Origin of the sequence: Rhodanobacter sp. LX-99, assembly GCF_018599185.1 — a bacterium.
Lineage (GTDB): Bacteria > Pseudomonadota > Gammaproteobacteria > Xanthomonadales > Rhodanobacteraceae > Rhodanobacter.
The window spans coordinates 158,671-177,349 of record NZ_JAHFVL010000003.1; the positions used below are offsets into that span (position 1 = coordinate 158,671).

Genomic DNA, 18,679 nt, shown 5'->3' on the forward strand with positions numbered 1-18,679 from the left:
GTCCTCAGAACAGGTGGGTGAACTGCAGGAAAATCACGTTCGCGCGGTATCCCCGCGCGCCTGCCGATCCGGTAGACACATTGCGGGAATCGCGGCGCAGCCGCAGGCTGGCGAAATTTTTCGGGTCGAGTTGATGCACGACCGCCAGTTGCGCGTACTGGTTGTAGTTGGTCTGCCCATCCTGGTGCCGGTAACGCTGCCAGCCATAGGTCGGGGTCAACGTGGTGAACGGCCCGATATTGAACAGCCAGGCGACATCCGCATTCGCCACTCTTTCCTGGCCGCTGTTCAACAGAAAATAAGTGCGCCGCTCGTCGTATAGCGTCACCTGCAATCTGCCTTTGGGCATCTCGTAGGCCGCCGACGCGGTGGCACGCTTCATGAGGTAAACCTGCTGCTCCCTGAGCGAGGGAGTCACAGGGAATCCGGGTGGCGGGGTAACGTCCACGCCCTGCCCCAGCAACTGCTGGTTGAGGTCGGTGGGTTGTTCCACGTAACTTGCGGCCGTCGTCAGCAAGGCGGCTGTGCGCGTCCAGGACAACTGGTAGCTGCGGCCATAAAACCGATGCCCGACCAGTACCTTGAAATTATTCAGCGTGTTCGACCACTCGATACCGGCATCCCAGAAGCTCGCACCCAGCCTGTCCACCGTGCCATCCGCCAGGAACTTGTTTTCCTTGCCGACATCGGCAAGCAAGCTGGTATTTTCACGGACCTGCATGGCGGCTCCCAGCTTGGCAATCGCAAAACGCGAGTTGCGGCCGGAATCAAACTCGATACGCTGATCGGAATAGCCAAGGTTCCAACTCCACGTTTCGTACTGCGGGCTCACAAGGTTGAACTGCAGCGCGTTGCTGGTGATGTCGGATATGCCGATCAACAAATCGTTGTTTTGCGCGGGGATGCCCTTGGTGTTGTACAGCACGCGCCCATAGCTGTAACGCAGCGTCGCGGTGCCGACGTTGCCAAGGTCCTGGATCCAGTACGGGCTGAGCGTGGCCCGCGCGACATTGGCGCGGTTATTGTCCAGCAAAAACGTGCCGGACCCGGCCGGCAATTCGTTGTTGATGACTTCGCGTCCGTACAACGCACTGCCGTCGAGGAAGAAGTGCTGCGGAAGAAGGGTGAGCGTGCCGTGAGTGTCGAGGTTTTGCGCCAACTGGTTATGGCGCGATTGTCCCTTGTACAGATATCCAGTGAGCGTGTAGTCAAATACTCCGGAAAATCGCGGTCCGCTGTAGGCCGATTTGATAAATGGCTGAATCTCGGTGATCCAGCTCGTTTGTTTCGGTTTGCCGCTGGCCGCAAGCATGAGGTTATCGGTGTACAGCTCACCGAGCGTGATGCCCGTGACCACCCCCGGAGAGTCGACGCTCGGCTGCGGGATGACGCCCGGTGGCGGATTCTCGGAGTTCCCGGCGGGTCCGCCGAAGGCCGAGTTCAGCGCTGACAGCGTCCCAACGTCCGCGTTCTGGGCTGCAGCCCCGGCCAGCCAGCCGCCCAGGGTGATCGACGACAAAACCACCGACGCCGACAGGGCACGCATCTAGGCTTCCCCGGCAAAGCGGCCCCGGGAATACAGACCGTAGTAGTTGTCGTAGTGGTTCTCGCTTGCCGGCAGGCAGCTCATATTGAGAATCAGACCGACATATTGCGAGTCATTCAAACTTTGCAGAGCCGAATTGACGGCATGCTGGCCTGTGCGACCTGCGGCTACCACCACAACAACCTGGCCCATGTGGGAAGCCAGCACCTGCGACTCCGAAGTCGCCAGCAAGGGCGAAGAGTCAAATACCACCAGACGGTGCAGGTTCCGGCCGCCAAGTTCCTCAAGTACATATTCCATGCGGAGGCTGCCGAACAGCTCGGCGGTCAGTGGATGACGCTCCCCTACCGGCACCACCAGCAGATTCGGTACATCGGTTTGCACGATGACTTCGGCAGGATGGCGCCGTTCGTCCACCAGCACGTCCATCAGGCCAGGCTGCCCGCCGAGCCCGAAAACGCGGGTGATATGGGATTTCGGTATATCGCCGTCCACCAGCAATACCTCGAAATCCAGCTCGCGCGCCAGACTCAGGGCAAGATTCAACGCGGTAAAGGTCTTGCCTTCGCCCGGCACCGCGCTGGTCACCATGATGCGCCCTGCGTGCGGCAATACTTTGGGGCCATTTCCGATGGCATTGTCCATCAACGGCCGTTTGACGCGGCGCAGCTCGTCCGCGAGCCGATCGTTCGCCTCGTCACCAGCGGGGAGCAGACCCGCGCGCTCGAGCGCCATCTGATCCACGTGCCAGAGCGGCGCGGTTTCCGTGGTTTGGCCCACCGCCCGCGCCCTGCCCGACAAACGCTCGATCGTCGACGCCGAATGCGGTGTTACCGCCTCGACAGGTGGCGATACCAGCAGTTCAGGTTGCAAGGTCTTGAGCTTCTCGACTGCCTTCTCAACGATGCTCATGCGGCCCCCACCACAAAGAAATGCTGCACCAGCTGGGTAAGCTGTCCGTCAAAGGCGAACCCCAGCACCAGCACCACGGCCAGCAGACCAGCCCCGGTGCAAAACCCGACCACCTCGCGGCGCCGATCCTGGCGCCGCGATGGCGACACGATCAAGCTGAGCGCACCGAGCACGGGGTAATCGCCGGACTCGCGCAAACTCTTGAGGCTCACGAACACCGGATTTATTTTATGCAGGAAATACGCAAACCCGCCGCCGATGGCCAGCGCCAACGCGAGCACCAGCAATAACAACCGCCCGCGTTTCGGACTCACCGGCAGCGGCGGAACGACCGGTGGATCGATAACGCGGAATTTCAGGTTGTTGCCGCTCTGCGTTGCGTCCTGAGACAGCTCGGCCGTGTTCAAGCGCTCCACCAACTGGTCGTACTGTTTCTTGGTGACGTCGTAATTGCGCATCAGCCGTTGCAAGGTGGCTTGCACGTCGGAGATCTTGTCCACGTTGCCCTTGAGGTCGGCAACCTGCCGTTTCTGCAGGGCGACTTGCGTGGCCAGCGTCTGAATGCTGACCTGGGTGGAATACATGGATTTCTGCATCTCCTGGTATACCGGGTTGTCCGAGACCACGCCCATCATCGAGGTCCCGGGTGCATTCTTCTGCAGAGCTTCGCGCCGCGCCTGAAGTTGCGCGATCATGCGCCGGGTGGAAATCACGTCCGGGTATTCATCCGTATAACTCAGCAACAGCTGGTTGAGCTGCTGCTGGTAAGACGCAATCTGCTTGTCGACCTCCTGGGTGCGCGGATCGATTCCCGATGAGGTCGGGCCGCTGCTCGCCATGGCGCGCATCTGCTGCTGGATGGTCGCGCGACTGGCGACGGCCGTATCGTACTGGCCCTGCAGGTTCTGCAATTGGGTCTCGGCCTCCTGCAGGCGCGTGAAATAATTGCTGCCGCCCTGGCTTGGAATGTAGCCGACGTTGGCCTTCTGAAAATCCGCGAGTTTCTGCTCCGCCTCGTTCAGCCGGCTGCCGTAAGCCTGGACCTGTTGCTGCAGGAAATTCTGCGCCGCCTCGGTGGACGCGGCATTCGTGCCCAGCGTGTCGTTCATGAGAATCTGCAGGAACGCCTGTACCACTTTCTGCGCCATCTGCCGGTCGGGATCGACGTAGCTCAGGTCGTAGAGGTCTTTTGGGCCGGCCCCCTTCACCGTGACGGCAGCGCCAAGGCTCACCAGCAACTCATCCTTGTCCGCCGGGGTCGTGGCGCGCAGAGACAGCCCGGTCTTGTCTGCCACGGCCTCGAGATTGGGACGCGAAAGCAACGTTTGGGTAATGATCTGGAGGCGCCCACGCACGTCTGGCTGCACCGCGACACCACGCAGCAGCGGATTCGTCAACGCCTCGGTGTCGGCATACACCTGGGCATTGGCCGCATACTTGTTCGGCAGGCTGAACACCAGCAGCGCGCCGACGATCGTCACGCACCACGCGACGATCAGCGCATGCCAGCGGTAGCGCCAAGCGGTGCGTGCCTCCAGCAGTACATGCTGAAACAGCTCACGCAAATCGATCGATTGTTTCTGCATCACTTCCCTTCCCGATGTCATTGACGGTTGCCATGCACTCGCGCCCGCCGCGTCAAAGCAATGACTGCGGAATGATCAGAATGTCGCCGGGGTACATGACCATGTTGTACTTGATCGCGCCGTTCATCAGGTCGTCGAGCCGCACCGGGATGGTCTGCTCATTGCCGTCGGGCAGCCGGCGCGCGACCTTCGCTCCGTTGCCAGCGGCAAATTTGGTGAGGCCGCCGACTTCGATCATCACGTCGAGCAGGGTCATGCCGCTGCGGTACGGCACCGCCTTGGGCATCGCTGCCTGCCCGACGACGCGCACCTGCTGGCTATAGGCGCCGACGAAACTCTTGACGATCACGGTCACCAGCGGGGAACGGATGTAGCGGCTCAACGCGCTCTCCAGGTCGCCAGCCAATTTGTCCGGGGTTTCGCCGGCCGCCACGATGGATTGCACCAACGGGATCGAGATACGCCCGTCGGGACGCACTGGCACGGTGGTGCTCAGGCTGGGATTGTCGCGCACGAAGATTTCCAGCGAATCGCCCGGACCGATGATGTAGCGGTCCACCGGCGGCGTCGCCGCGGCCGAACCATCGATAGTCGGTGCACTGCTGCAACCGCCAAGCAGCAGCAAGCCAGCCACCATCACCAGCCAGAAGACGTAGTTTCCCGGTAGCGGTTTCATTGCTTGTTCTCCCCGATTTCAGCGCGCGCCACGCCTGAACAGCACCACTTCCACGGTCTGGACCAGGATGCTCAGATCAAACACGAGGTTGTGGTTTTTCACGTAGAACAGGTCGAAATTCAGCTTTTGCTCGGCGTCCTCCAGCGACGCGCCGTACGGGTAGCGCAGCTGAGCCCAGCCGGTCAGCCCCGGCTTCACGCAATGACGCAAGCGGTAGTAGCGGATGCGGGTGTTGAAGTCGTCCACGAACTGCGGCCGTTCCGGGCGCGGGCCAATGATGCTCATGTCGCCGCACAGCACGTTCCAGAGCTGCGGCAACTCGTCCAGCCGGGCGTTGCGGATGAAATGCCCGACCCGGGTCACCCGGCCGTCGTTCTTGCTGGCCCAACGGGCCACCCCGTCGCGCTCGGCGTCGGTGCCCATGCTGCGGAACTTGATCAACGAAAACAGCTCGCCGTTTTCACCAACCCGTTCCTGGCGGTACAGAATCGGCGCGCCACGACCCGACTCCAGCCGGATGGCCAGGGCCGTCAACAGCATGAACGGCCATGCCACCAGCAACACCAGCGCGGCGACGGCCACGTCGAAGGCTCGCTTGATCGTGCGCCGCACCGGGGAGCTGTTGAAGCCATCCGAAAATACCAGCCACGAGGGGTTGGTGAGATCCATCTTGATCCTGCCGGCCTCGCGCTCGAAAAACTCGGTGAGCTCGGTCACTGCCATGCCGCGCTGCTTGCATTCCAACAACGCATCCACCGGCAAGGTGCCGCGACGATCGTCCGGCCCCACCACGATTTCGTCCACGCCAAGCCGGGTCGCCCATTCGTACAGGTTCCCGTCGGGCTGCAGCAGCAAAGGCGCGGAGATGAATACCGGATCGGCACCAACCGGCACGTAACCCAGGACCTTGAACCCGCGTTGATCGGTCCTGCGGCGCATCTTGTGGCTCACCTCGGCGGCGCGCTCGCCGGCGCCGAACATCACCACGCGGCGCTTGAACAGGTCGGCGTCCACGAAACCCAGGAACGCCACCCGCCACAACGCCACGACGAAGTAACCGACTATCAGCGCGATGCCCAGAACGCCGCGGCCCAGATACGCCGGAGGAACCGCGTAATACAACACGGTAAGCGCGATGCCACCCAGCACGAAGGCAATGCCTTGCCGACTGAGCCGCCCGAGCCAGCCCGCCCGCAGATGGACTTCGTACAGCCCCAGCGCCGCCATCGAGACAATCAGCACCATCGCCACCAGCAACCCACGCCAATGCAGCGCTGCGCTGAACGCAGCCTGGGTGTCGACGTCACCCAGGTAACGCAGCACCACCGCGGCATAGACACTCGCCACCAGCAGCACAAACTCGGCCGACACCAGCAACAACTGCCAGTGCAGCGCACGGAATCGGAATAATCCGTACATGTTTGCGCCTCCCCGCAGCAACGAATCCTTCCGCCGGCATGACTGATCGCGACAGAGGGACAACCTTTATACTCTAAATGCGGAACATGTCACGTTTTGCGTAGATTTTATGTGTTAAAATCGCGAGCACGAGACGACTCGGATCCGGTTGTTGGACCGGGGGCTGCGGTCACTCGGATTCAAACCGCCGCGTCTTTCCACCTTTAGCCTTGAACAGGTGACCTTCCCGTGAAAAACGCCGGGAGGAACGGTGATCGCGCACCGCAAGCCCGACACCGGCACGGCGAATGGCGAGGATTTCTGCATCTGATTGACCGGCGCACGCCGAAAGAGAAATTTCTGCAGCTGGCTTGCGGCCATCAGCGAACAATCACAATTACGCGCATTGGCACGGATACTGCTTCACCATGCATCCGAACCACTTCAGGTTCTCTTTCGAAAAGCCGCCATGGATTCCTGGCGGGCTGACACCTGCTTCAAACGAAGCGACCGCTGCCGACGTGCAGGCATGACGGCAGCGGACACGCCATGCCTGCGCCGCAGCGCGCCGACGTGCGAAAATCGGGCACCCACCGATGGCGCCCCTACTTCATGTCCACCCAGAAATACGACTTCCGCCAGTTCCAGGAAGAGCTCGCCAAGCTCGAACGCAAGGCTGAAAAACAGCAGCCGGCCAAGCCTCTCGGCAAGAAGGCCGCGGCGGTGCAGCGGCTGGCGATGGCACGGGAGGAGTTCCTGGTGTTGCGCAAACGGCATGAGCTGAGCGTGGCGGACGTGGTGGCGTTCTTCCCGGAAGAGGAAGGTATTGCCTATCTGCAGCAGCTGATCGCGGCGGCGCAGGCAAAGCCCCGGCGGACGCGCAAGGCGTAGCTGTTCCGGGCCCCACCCGGCGGCAGTTCTTGTGGACACCGGAGTTATAATGCCCGGCCGACGGTGCGGCCCGCCCTTCCTGGGCGGATGCTGCGACGGGGGACTGCCGGACGATGAGCATGCAAATCGACATCCACGCACTGCTGCCTGGCGCTGGCCGGCCGTGGCGAACATGGACGCCATGGGTCGTCGTGGCCGCGGTCGCGCTGGGCGCGAACGGCTGTGCTACGTTGCGCGGCGGGCATTCCACGGTGGTAGTCACTCCGTCGCAATCGCCGACGGCATCGCCCGCGTCGGCAGGAACGCCCCCGCAGCCTTCGCTGGCTGCGATCATCCGCAATCAGCTTCAGCTTGGCCACTACGCCGAGGGCGAGACAGCGTTGCGGCGCTACCTGAAACAGCATCCCGGCGACCGCGCGGCGCAGGCCATGCTGCACCAGCTCACCGTGGATCCCCGCCAGGCGCTGGGCGAGCGCTGGCGCGCGCACGTCGTGCAGCCGGGCGATTCCTACAGCACCCTGGCCAGCCGTTATCTCGGCGACCCGAACCGGTTCCTGATCCTGGCCCGCTACAACGGCTCGACCAATCCTTCCCTGCTACGCGCGGGCGAGACGTTGCACATGCCGCTGTCCGCCGGCACCGATGCCGCGATTGCGGCCGAATCGTCGACCGCCACGACATTGCCGACGGCGATCGTGCGCGGCACCGAATCGCCGGCGGCAGAGGCGCGCCGGTTGCAGAGCGAGAGCGTGTCCCTGCTCGGCCAGGGACACAAGGACCAGGCGCTCGCCCGCCTCGACCAGGCGCTGGCCATCGACCCGCGACTGAAACCGGCCGGAGCCGGGGCGACCGCGCTGCGAACGCAGCTGCTGGACTCGTACCACGAGCGCGCGATCGTGCTGTACCGCGACCAGCAACTGGACCAGGCCATCGCGCTGTGGGACCGGGTGCTGGCGATCGCGCCGGACTACGAGCCGGCGATCGTCTACCGCACCCGCGCGCGCGAGCTCAAGCAGCGGCTCAAGCAGTACTGACTCAGGCCTCGCTGGCGCCGCCTTCGTCGGCTATCGCCGATATGATCTGCGTCGGCCGCGTCACGTCCGCAGCGGCGCTTGCCGGCGCGGACTCGGACCGGTGCTGCCGGGCCTGCAGCGCGCCGTTCATCAGGTTGAAGGCAGCGAACAGCCGGCCCAGCTCATCGCGGCGAGCCAGCCGGATACGATGGCGATAATCCCCGCGCGCCACCCTCAGCAGCGCATCGCCAAGCAGGTCCAGCGTGTTGAGCGGCCGGCGGAACAGCCAGTAGGCCGCGCCGACGACGGCCGCCAGGGTCAGCACCAGCACGATGGCGATCACCCCCAGCGTAGTCCTTTGCGCCGCGCGCAGGGCCGCATTGCTGACCCCGAGGCGCAGGTCGCCCACCGTCTTCGCCTGGTAATGGATGGGCACGTCGAACAGCAGCATCCCGCCCTGCCCGCGGTCGCCCGCGGTCCGGCTGAGGTAGCTCTGGATATCGTCCGGTCGCGGCAGGTATTGCATCCCCTGTGGAGCAGGCAGCTTGTGGCCGACCTCCTCCTGCCGCGTGCTGGCAATGACGTCGCCGGCTCGATCGGCGATCGCCAGGTAGTGGATCTGCTGGTTGCGCGAGACATCCGTGACCAGGGCGCGGGTGGCGGCGTGATCGTCGAGCAGCAGGTTCTCGGCCGATTCGCTGGCGATCATGCGTCCCATCGAACTGCCGAAATCCAGCGCCACGCCGGTCACCGCGGCGCTCTGCTTGGCGTAGATCGCGGCCAGCCCCAGCATCAGCACCAGGCTCAGGATGGCGCCCAGGCTGCTGGCCCAGCGCAGGCGCAATGAAATGATGCGGGTCGCCAGCGGATTTTCGCGCTCGCGCTCGTACTCGCGCGCGGCCAGGCGCAGGTCGTCGATGACTTCCGCGCCGCGCTGGTAGCGCGACTCCGCCGTGGGCGCCAGCAAGGTGCGCACGATGCTGATCAAGATCGACGGCGTGGCCGGGTCGCGCGGGCGGATCGGCGGACGCGGCGAGCGCAGCCGCTTCCTGATCAGCTGCTGCATGTTGCCGATGTCCGGCCACGGCAGCTTGCCGGTGACCAGCCAGTACAGCACCACGCCCAGCGAGAACAGGTCGCTGCGCGCGTCGCTGCGCTCGCCGCGCAGGCGCTCCAGCGCCATGTAGGCCGGCGTGCCGCCGATTTCCGCGGGCATCCCGCCGGCGTCGCGCGGCGAACCGCGGCGCTCGGCGATGCCGAAGTCGCTGATCTTGGCGTAGCTCCAGCCGTCGGCCAGCATGATGTTTTCGGGCTTGACGTCGTGATGGAGGACGCCACGGGCATGCGCATAGTCGAGCGCGGCGGCGAGCTGTCCCACCAGGTCGATGATCACCGGCAGCGGCGGAAACCCCTCGCGGCTGACCGCGCCGGCGAGCGTCTCGCCCGAGAGGCGCTCCATCGCGATGTACGAGCGGCCGTCGTCGGTCTCGCCGACGTCGAAGATGGTGACGATGTGCGGATGGGTCAGGTGGCCTGCCGCGCGCGCCTCGACCAGGAACCGGCGCCGGTAGGCGGGATCGGCGGCAATCTCCCGGTGCAGGCACTTGATCGCCACCTTGCGCTCGATGCCCGGATCGAAACCGGCGTAGACGACGGCCATCGCGCCTTCGCCGAGGATGCCCTCGACGCGATAGCGGCCGACCTGCTGCGGAATGGCGCTCTCGCTCATGGCGACCCGAGGAACCACCACGCCAGCGTGCCCAGGATGCCGAGCACGGCAAGCAGCACGATCGCGCCGATCCAGCGCCGCGATGCGGGCCTCGGCAGGTCGCGCTCGCGGGTCAGGAACACGAACTCCGCCTGCCCCAGCCGGATGTGGTCGCCGTGGCGCAAGGTCGCCTCGTGGATGCGCCGGTCGTTCACGAACGTGCCGTTGGTGGACAGCGTGTTCACGATGACGCAGCGGCCCTGCTGGTTGGTGATCCAGGCATGGCTGCCGGATACGCTGAGGTCGTCGACGACGATCTCGTTGTCGACCCGGCGGCCGATGGCCTGCCGGCCGGGACGAAGGGTGAAGCGGCGCCCCTCGATGCCGGGGCTGCTGCCTTCCAGCACCGGCTCGTGCACGCTGGCCCGGTCATCCACCCTCTCCCCGGCATCGCTGGCGTACTGCCGCAATGCCTCGGTGGAAAAAAACCGGGTGCCCTGCGGTCCTGAAGATCGTTCGCCGGAGCGGAACGGTGCCTGACCACGATCGCTCATCGAAACCCCATGCCTCCGAACCAGTTCGAACTATAACCAACTGGGGGACGGTCGAGGGCGCCAAGGCCAGAAATCGTTGACGCAAAAGTCACGTGCCTGAACGGTAGCCGGCCGCGACGGTCCGCGTTCACTGCGGGTTGAGTGGGGCTGCTCAAGACTCGGGTTTCCCGCAGGCAACGAGGTGCTCCCCCATGACGAACAAGCTCGCTTCACTGACTTTCACTCTGGCGCTGGGAACGCTGGCGTCGGGAGTCTCCGCTGCCGCGGCGGCACAGCAGGCCATGACCGAACCGCAGGTGCAGAGCCAGCTCACCGCGCAAGGCTATACCAAGGTGCACGACCTGAAGTTCAAGAACGGCATGTGGTACGCCGAGGCGAAAAGCGCGAACGGCGAGCGGGTGGACCTGCGCATCGACGCGAGGACCGGCCAGGTGTACCCGGACAAGCAGGTGTCGCAGCTGAGCAAGCAGGACGTGCGTGCGTCGCTGGAAACCCAGGGCTACACGAACGTGCACGACGTGGAATTCGAGGACGGCATGTGGAAGGCCAAGGCGGACAACCCTGCCGGCAACCGCGTCAAACTGAAGATCGACGCCACCAGCGGCAAGGTGATCGGCACCTACTAAGGGCGCGTTCGCCGGATGGACCGGACGGCGGATGCTCACTACCATCGGGGGGATTCCTTCCCCCGACACAGGTGACCGCCCGTGAAGCGACTGCTCCTTTCCGCCCTGATCATGGCCGCATGCTCGGTCGTGCAGGCCGCCGACACGCCGACCTTCAGCCCTCAGCGGCTGTCCGCCGAAGTGAAGACGCTGTCCTCGGATGCCTTCGAGGGCCGCGGTCCGGCCACGCCGGCCGAGACGAAGACCATCGACTATGTGGTGGCGCAGATGAAGGCCGCCGGGCTGCAACCCGGCGGCGACCTCAAGGACGGCAAGCGCAGATGGACCCAGGCGGTGCCGCTGCGGCGCAGCCAGATCGTGGGCACGCCCGCGCTGAAACTGAGCCTGGGCGACAAACATGAGGCGCTGACGCAGGGCGAGCAGATCGCCGTGCGCGCGCCGATGGACGGCTCGACCACGGTCGCGGTCGCCAACGCACCGCTGGTATTCGTCGGTTACGGCGTCAAGGCGCCGGAGCGCAACTGGGACGACTTCAAGGGCGTCGACCTGCACGGCAAGATCGCCGTGGTACTGGTCAACGACCCCGACTTCGAGACCGGCCACGGCGACTTCGGCGGCAAGGCCATGACCTACTACGGCCGCTGGACCTACAAGTACGAAGAAGCCGCGCGGCAAGGCGCGCTCGGCATGCTGGTGATCCACGAGACCGCGCCGGCCTCGTACGGCTGGGCCACGGTGAAGAACTCCAACACCAACGCGATGTTCGACATCGTGCGCGACAAGCCGGCTGCGGTGCACCCGGAGCTGGAAGGCTGGATCCAGCGCGACCTGGCGGTACGGATGTTCAAGCACGCCGGGCTGGATTTCGACGCGCTGAAGAAGCAGGCGCAGACGCGCGCGTTCAAGCCGGTGGCGCTGAAGGGCGAGAGCCTGTCGGCGAACTTCAAGGTCGATTCCGAAGTGATCACCTCGCACAACATCGTGGGCCGCGTCGAGGGCAGCAAGCGCCCGGACGAGACGGTGATCTACAGCGCGCACTGGGACCATCTCGGCGTCGGCGCGCCGGACGCGAAAGGCGACCGCATCTACAACGGCGCCGTCGACAACGCCACCGGCACCGCGGCGCTGATCGAAATGGGCCGCGCGTTCGCGCAGGGGCCGAAGCCCGAGCGTTCGGTGGTGTTCCTCAACGTCACCGCCGAGGAGAAGGGCCTGCTCGGTTCCGAGTACTACGCCGCCAACCCGCTGTACCCCCTGGCCACCACCGTGGGCGTGCTCAACATGGATGCGCTCGACCCGCATGGCCCGGCACGCAACTTCACCATCTCCGGCAGCGCGAAACTCGGCTTGCTGGACGACCTGGTCGCGGTGGCGAAGCAGCATGACGTGGCCTACACCGCGGACCCGAAGCCGGAGGCCGGCCACTTCTTCCGCTCCGACCATTTCTCGTTCGCCAAGCGCGGCGTGCCCGCCATCTCGTTCGGCTCCGGCAACGACTGGATCGAGGGCGGCCTCGCGGCCGGCAAGGCGGCGGAAGACGACTACACCGCCAAGCGCTACCACCAGCCTGCCGACGAATGGCAGGCCAACTGGCCGTTCACCGGCATGGCGCGCGACCTGCAGCTGCTCTACATCGTCGGCCACGACCTGGCGAACTCGGACCAGTGGCCGAACTGGGGCAAGGACTCCGAATTCCGCGCCACCCGCGACGCCAGCGCCGCCGAGCGGAAGTAAGCCCCGGGTTCCTGATGTATTCCCTCCCGAACCTCCCCCTGCGAGCAGGGGGAGGAACAATCGTCAGTGCAGGCCGTAGGCCCAGCGCAGGAACACCGGCAGCATCCGCTTCCACGACGCCTGGTTGTGCACGCCGCCGGGCAGCAGGAACAGCGTGGCGTCGGCGTGACGCGACGGATGCTTCGCGGCATCCATGTTGACCGTATAGCCCAGTTGCTTCAGCCCGCGCAGGCGAAAGCCGTCGGCGCCGCGATAGCCTTGCAGCAGGTCCTGCGTGTCGTCGACGGTATCGTTGATGCCGTCGCCGTCGCGATCCTTGGTTTCCTCCGCCGTGCCCACCGCGAACCACATGCGCAAGCCTGCGCGCTTGCGGCCGTGATCGACCATCGCCTGCGCCAGCCGCGTGTGCTGCACCGCCGTGGCGCTGCCGCGATCCGCGGCCAGCCAGAACGAGGGCGAAAAGGCGCCGACCTGGCCGAACACTTCCGGGTACTGCCAGCCGAGGTTGAACGCGTTCAACGCGCCCAGCGACCAGCCCAGCATCGTGCGCCCGCGCGCGGACTGGCGCGTGCGGTAGTGCGCGTCCACATACGGCACCAGCGCCGTGGCGACCCAGGCGGAATAGTCCTGCGCGCGCGTGCCGATCGGGCCGATCGGCGAACCGCCGACCAGGCTGCGCGCCGCGGCGCGGTCGGACAGGCCGTAGCCGCTGGCGCGATCGGCGAGCATCCCGATCGCCACCACGATCACCGGCCCGATCGCCTTGTCCCGATACAGCTGCGCCAGGGCCGGCTGCAGGCCGACAGCCTCCATGTCCTGGCCGTCGTTCGCGTACAGCACCGGATAACGGCGCATCGCGGCGCGGTCGTAATCCGGCGGCAGATATACCGTGACCGCGATCTTCTCCGGCGCGAACGCCGGTGCATCGAGCCGCAGTTGCACCACGCCGGTTTCGTTCGACGCCAGCGCCGCCGGCACGCCGCCAGTCAGCAGCACGCCGCACAGGAAGCCCCGCACGAACCAGCGCCGCGCCATCATTCCACGCTGGCGAACCAGGCGCCGTAGCCGGGCAATCGCAACTGGCCGCCGTCGAAATGCCCCTGCAACAGCCCATGGCCGTCCAGCAGACGCGGCTGGCCGAGCGCCGCGGGCAGGCGGATGTCGATGGGCGCACCGGCCAGGTTGAACACCACCAGCACGGTCTGCCCGTCCAGGCGGCGGGTGAACGCCAGCACCGGCTCGGCGGTGTCGACGAATGCGATGTCGCCCCAGCGCAGCGCGGGCTGCGATTTGCGCCAGCGCATGAAGGCGCGGAAACCGTTCAACACCGAATGCGGATCGGCATCCTGCCGGCTCACAGCCAGTGCGCGATGTTCCTGCGGCACCGGCAGCCACGGCCTGCCGCGGCTGAAGCCGGCATGTGCGTCGGCATCGTTCCACGGCATCGGCGTGCGGCAACCGTCGCGGCCCTTGAACTGCGGCCAGAACGCGATGCCGTAGGGATCCTGCAGCGACTCGTACGGCAGCTGGGCCTCGGTCAGGCCCAGTTCCTCGCCCTGGTAGACGCACACCGAACCGCGCAGCGAACAGACCATCGCGGCAAGCAGGTTGGCCAGCTGCGGCGAGGGCTGATCCCTGCCCCAGCGCGTCAGCACGCGCTCGACGTCGTGGTTGGAGATCGCCCAGCACGGCCAGCCGTCGGTCATCTGCGCTTCCAGCGCCTGCACCGTGCCGCGGATGTGCGCGGCGCTGAAGTCGTCGGTGAGCAGCTCGAAGCTGTAACCCATGTGCAGCCGGCCGGGGCGGGTGTACTCGGCCATCGTCGCCAGCGAATCCTCCGAGGAGATCTCGCCCAGCGTGGCCACATCCGGGTAACGGTCCATCAGCGCGCGCAACTCGCCGAGGAAGGCCAGGTTCTCCGGCTGCGTGTTGTTGTAGTAGTGGTACTGGAACGCGTACGGATTGTCCGGGCTGAAGCCGCGGCCCACGCGCTTCTCCTTCGGCTTGGGCGGGTTGTCGCGCAGCTCGCGGTCGTGGAAGCAGAAGTTGATCGCGTCCAGGCGGAAGCCGTCCACGCCCTTGTCCAGCCAGAAGCGCACGCTGTCGAGAATGGCCGCGCGCACGTCGGGATGATGGAAATTCAGGTCGGGCTGCGAGGCGAGGAAGTTGTGCAGGTAATACTGGCCGCGCCGCGGCTCCCACTTCCAGGCCGGGCCGCCGAACAGCGACAGCCAGTTGTTCGGCGCACTGCCGTCCTCGCGCGCGTCGGCCCACACGTACCAGTCGGCCTTCGGGTTGTCACGGCTCTCACGGCTTTCCCTGAACCAGGCATGCTCGATCGAGGTGTGGCTGAGCACCTGGTCGATCATCACCTTCAAGCCGAGGCGGTGCGCCTTCGCCAGCAGCGCGTCGAAGTCGGCCAGCGTGCCGAACAGCGGATCGACGTCGCGATAGTCGGCGATGTCGTAGCCGAAGTCCGCCATCGGCGAGCGGAAGAACGGTGCGATCCAGATCGCGTCCACGCCGAGGCTGGCCACGTAGTCGAGCCGCTCGATGATGCCCGGCAGATCGCCCACGCCATCGCCATCGGTATCCAGGAAGCTGCGCGGGTAGATCTGGTAGGTGACGGCTCCGCGCCACCAGGGTGCATCACTCATTTGAACGTGTCCCCTCGGCATGAGGCGGGCACATCCGACCGCCCGTCGTTGAATGCCGATCAGCTTAGCCGCAGCTTCGTTGCGACCAGCACGGATGTGCATACGTATTCATTCGTGCTGCAGTCGCGGCATGCCGCGTGCGCGGCGTGCCGGCGGCGGTTCACGCGTCACGCGCCGATGCCGAGTCGCGTCGCGGCCTGCGCCGCCGGCACCCGCCTTCCGGATGCGCGATGCTGCAATGCGATAAGCGCAACAGGGCGCCGGCCATGAATACGTATGCAGGAAATGCTTCGCTGCGGAAATGCCGGCCTACCATGCAAACACGCCGCCGCAAATTTCGGCAGCGCACCTGCCGACGGTCGTCGCCGACGGAAGCGCGGGGGAATCCAATAACCGAGATCGACGGCGACACACCTTTAGTGGGAGGGGAGTTCATGGTTCTGAAACACAACGTGCTGGCGATGGCGATTGCATCGGTGTGCCTTGGCGTCTGCGCCACGGCTTACGCCGGGACCGCACCTTCGGCCAGCCAGCAGCAGGACACGCAAGATCAGGCCCAGCCGTCGCCGACCGACAAGAACAGCAAGGACGCCGACGGCAAGCACAACAAGGCGCAGAAGATGCAGGCCGTCGAGGTGAACGGCTTCATCAGCAGCATCGAGAACTCCACCGCGCTCAAGCGCAACGCCAGCAGCATCGTCGAGGCGGTATCGGCCGAACAGGTCGGCAAGCTGCCCGGCGTGAGCATCGCCGATACCCTCGGCCGCCTGCCCGGCCTCGCCGTGCAGACCGTCAGCGGTCGTCCGCAGGTGCTGACCATCCACGGCCTCGGCCCGGATTTCTCCACCGCGCTGGTCAACGGCGGCCAGCAGGTTTCCACGTCCAACAACCGCGACGTGCAGTTCGACCAGTATCCGTCGAGCTGGTTCGACAACGTGGTGGTGCACCTGACCCCGCAGGCCGACCTGATCGGCCAGGGCCTCACCGGCACCGTCGACATGCACACCATCCGTCCGCTGGAAAAGAGCGGCCCCGAGGCGGCGCTGAATGCCCACTACATCTGGAACGACATGTCCCAGCTGGCGAGTGGCCCCGGCGTCAGCGACAAGGGCTACAACGTCAACGGCGTGTGGGTGCACCAGTTCGCCGACCACACCCTCGGCGTCACCCTGGGCGTGGACATGGAATCCAACCCCGCGCAGATCCAGCACCAGGCGCCGTGGGGCTATCCGGGCGACAACGACGGCAACGCGGTGGTCGGCGGCGCGAAGAACTACGGCATCTCCGACACGATGAAGCGTCGCGGCGTGCTGGCCACCGTGCAGTGGCAGCCGAACGAGTGGTACAGCGGCGTCGTGGACCTGACCTACGACAACTTCAAGGAAGTGCAGCAGGCCAAGGGCATGGAGTTCCCGCTGTGGTGGAGCTCCGCGCAACTGCAGCCGGGCGGGACCGTGCAGAACGGCATGGTCACCAGCGGCACCTACGGCAACGTCAAGCCGGTGATCCGCAACGACTACAACAGCACCAGCGCCCGGGTCTACAACTTCAACTGGGACAACAAGTTCACCATCAACGAGGACTGGACGGCCGACTTCGACGCGAACTACTCGCGCGCCACCCGCCGCGACATCAACCTCGAGAGCTACTCCGGCACCGGCTTCACTCCGGCCAACGGCGCCACCGACACCGTCGGCTTCGTCGAGCGCAGCAACGGGCTGCTCTACCTCACCCCGTCGCTGGACTACACCAACGGCGTCGTGCTGACCGACCCGCAAGGCTGGGGCGGCGGCAACGACGTGGTGCAGGCGGGCTTCATCAACGCGCCGCACACCGTGGACTACCTGGCCAACCTGCGCCTGAGCGCGGAGCGCAGCTTCTCCAGCGGTCCGTTCTCCAGCATGGAGTTCGGCGTGGCGCACAGCACCCGCGACAAGACCTACCACATCGACCAGAGCTTCCTCACCCTGGGCGGCGGCACCATCAGCGGCGGCGGCGCAGTCACCACCGCGCCGTTCAGCGGCACGTCGTGCTCCCCGCTGTCGTGGATGGGCATCGCCGACCAGCTCTGCTACAACCCGTTCGGCCTGATCGACAACGGCACCCTGCAGCAGGTGCCCACCTTCGGCTCGTCGCTGGCGATGCCGCCGAACTGGAACGTGCGCGAGAAGACGCTGACCCCGTTCGTGCAGTTCAACCTCGACACCTACCTGGGCGGCGTCAGCCTGCGCGGCAACTTCGGTGCGCAGGCACAGCACACCTCGCAGCGTTCGACCGGCGAACGCGTGGCGCCGGGCAGCGCGATCACCGGCAACGCGATCACGCTGATCCCGGTGGTGGGCAGCACCAGCTACACCAAGGTCCTGCCCAGCGCCAACCTGATCTTCGGCTTCGGCGACAACGACGACCTGCGCGTCAGCGCCGCACGTACCCTGGCCCGCCCGCGCATGGACCAGATGAATGCCAGCCTGGGGGTGAGCGGCAACATCACGCGCCTGCAGTCGACCGATCCGAACCAGGCGTACTTCAGCGCCTCGGGCGGCAACGCCAAGCTCAAGCCGACCATGGCCGACAACTACAACGTCAGCTACGAGCACTACTTCTCCGGCGGCAACGGCTACGAGTGCAACGCCGGCGACGCGAAGAACTCGGACCTGTGCCGCAGCGGCGGCGGCTACTTCGCGCTGTCGGGCTACTTCCTCAAGCTGAAGGACTACATCAACCCGAACGCAGCCTTCCTGTACGACTTCAGCTCGTTCCTGCCGTTTGGCCTGACGCCGACGCAGCAGTCCCAGCTGGGCACGCCCCTGGGCATCGTCTCCGGTCCGACCAACGACGGCCACGGCTACGTGAAGGGCGGCCAGGTGACCTTGAACCTGCCGTTCAACCTGGTCACGCCGGCACTCGACGGCTTCGGCACGATCCTCACCGGCAACCGCACCAAGAGTTCGCTGGTGTTCGCCGGCAACAGCACGCCGATCACCGTGCCGGGCCTGTCGAAGTGGGTCGCCAACGCCACGCTGTACTACCAGCACAGCGGCTTCGAGGCCCGCATCAGCGACAGCTACCGTTCGAGCTTCCTGGGCGAGGTGTCGGGCATCAGCGCGTCCCGCATCGAGCAGACCATCCAGGGCGGCAGCACCTACGATGCCCAGGTCAGCTACAGCATCGACAGCGGCAGCCTGAAGGGCCTGACCTTCATCGTGCAGGGCTCCAACCTGTCCAACAAGACCTTCATCACCTACCAGAACAACGACCCGCGCCAGGTGCTGACGTGGGAGCGTTACGGCCGCCGCTACGATATCGGCGTCTCGTACAAGTTCCAGTAAGCCGTATAGGCATTACCTCCCCATGGTGCCCCGCTGTGTGTTCTCCGGC

14 protein-coding genes are annotated in these 18,679 nt (G+C 65.5%); 5 read left to right on the forward strand and 9 right to left on the reverse strand.

All coding sequences use genetic code 11. The features are described from left to right. Positions 1–4 precede the first annotated feature (4 nt). The 5 genes from KK131_RS15010 to KK131_RS15030 are packed head-to-tail and all read right to left on the reverse strand — an operon-like array spanning position 5 to position 6,139. Positions 5–1,546 (reverse strand): TIGR03016 family PEP-CTERM system-associated outer membrane protein, encoded by a 1,542-nt coding sequence (locus tag KK131_RS15010; protein ID WP_214557534.1) that lies wholly within the window; start codon positions 1,544–1,546, stop codon positions 5–7. Beyond that, positions 1,547–2,458, reverse strand: a complete 912-nt coding sequence (locus tag KK131_RS15015) for an AAA family ATPase (protein WP_214557535.1) — start codon at positions 2,456–2,458, stop codon at positions 1,547–1,549. Continuing rightward, positions 2,455–4,044 (reverse strand): XrtA system polysaccharide chain length determinant, encoded by a 1,590-nt coding sequence (locus KK131_RS15020; RefSeq protein WP_214557536.1) that lies wholly within the window; start codon positions 4,042–4,044, stop codon positions 2,455–2,457. The genes KK131_RS15015 and KK131_RS15020 overlap by 4 nt, the downstream gene beginning before the upstream one ends. A 52-nt stretch (positions 4,045–4,096) precedes the next feature. Beyond that, positions 4,097–4,678 (reverse strand): XrtA/PEP-CTERM system exopolysaccharide export protein, encoded by a 582-nt coding sequence (locus KK131_RS15025; protein ID WP_345777271.1) that lies wholly within the window; start codon positions 4,676–4,678, stop codon positions 4,097–4,099. Positions 4,679–4,738: 60 nt separating this feature from the next. Continuing rightward, entirely contained in the window at positions 4,739–6,139 is a 1,401-nt protein-coding gene (locus KK131_RS15030; protein ID WP_214557538.1) for a TIGR03013 family XrtA/PEP-CTERM system glycosyltransferase, read from the reverse strand. Between the two features lie 591 nt (positions 6,140–6,730). On the opposite strand from KK131_RS15030, the gene KK131_RS15035 reads away from it, so the two are divergent. Beyond that, complete coding sequence (locus KK131_RS15035) at positions 6,731–7,009, forward strand: 2-hydroxyacyl-CoA dehydratase (protein ID WP_214557849.1); 279 nt, start codon at positions 6,731–6,733, stop codon at positions 7,007–7,009. A 113-nt stretch (positions 7,010–7,122) separates the two neighbouring features. Beyond that, the gene (locus KK131_RS15040) at positions 7,123–8,043 is read left to right on the forward strand and encodes a LysM peptidoglycan-binding domain-containing protein (protein ID WP_214557539.1); all 921 of its coding nucleotides are present in this window, start codon (positions 7,123–7,125) and stop codon (positions 8,041–8,043) included. Position 8,044: 1 nt separating this feature from the next. Here KK131_RS15040 and KK131_RS15045 read toward each other — a convergent pair whose 3' ends face one another. Both KK131_RS15045 and KK131_RS15050 read right to left on the reverse strand, forming a co-directional pair. After that, positions 8,045–9,751 carry a protein kinase gene (locus KK131_RS15045; protein ID WP_214557540.1) on the reverse strand — a complete coding sequence of 569 codons (1,707 nt, stop codon included), beginning with the start codon at positions 9,749–9,751 and terminating at the stop codon, positions 8,045–8,047. Continuing rightward, positions 9,748–10,284 carry an FHA domain-containing protein gene (locus KK131_RS15050; RefSeq protein ID WP_214557541.1) on the reverse strand — a complete coding sequence of 179 codons (537 nt, stop codon included), beginning with the start codon at positions 10,282–10,284 and terminating at the stop codon, positions 9,748–9,750. The genes KK131_RS15045 and KK131_RS15050 overlap by 4 nt, the downstream gene beginning before the upstream one ends. A gap of 191 nt (positions 10,285–10,475) precedes the next feature. Here KK131_RS15050 and KK131_RS15055 point away from each other — a divergent pair, with 191 nt between their 5' ends. Continuing rightward, complete coding sequence (locus KK131_RS15055; protein ID WP_214557542.1) at positions 10,476–10,910, forward strand: PepSY domain-containing protein; 435 nt, start codon at positions 10,476–10,478, stop codon at positions 10,908–10,910. Between the two features lie 81 nt (positions 10,911–10,991). Continuing rightward, positions 10,992–12,644, forward strand: a complete 1,653-nt coding sequence (locus KK131_RS15060) for a M28 family metallopeptidase (protein WP_214557543.1) — start codon at positions 10,992–10,994, stop codon at positions 12,642–12,644. A gap of 63 nt (positions 12,645–12,707) precedes the next feature. On the opposite strand, the gene KK131_RS15065 is transcribed toward KK131_RS15060, so the two are convergent. Next, positions 12,708–13,679, reverse strand: a complete 972-nt coding sequence (locus KK131_RS15065; RefSeq protein WP_214557544.1) for an alpha/beta hydrolase-fold protein — start codon at positions 13,677–13,679, stop codon at positions 12,708–12,710. Next, positions 13,679–15,301 (reverse strand): alpha-glucosidase family protein, encoded by a 1,623-nt coding sequence (locus tag KK131_RS15070; protein WP_214557545.1) that lies wholly within the window; start codon positions 15,299–15,301, stop codon positions 13,679–13,681. The genes KK131_RS15065 and KK131_RS15070 overlap by 1 nt, the downstream gene beginning before the upstream one ends. 434 nt (positions 15,302–15,735) lie before the next feature. On the opposite strand from KK131_RS15070, the gene KK131_RS15075 reads away from it, so the two are divergent. After that, a complete protein-coding gene (locus KK131_RS15075; protein ID WP_214557546.1) occupies positions 15,736–18,630 on the forward strand; it encodes a TonB-dependent receptor in 2,895 nt (964 codons plus the stop codon). The last annotated feature ends 49 nt before the right edge of the window (positions 18,631–18,679 follow it).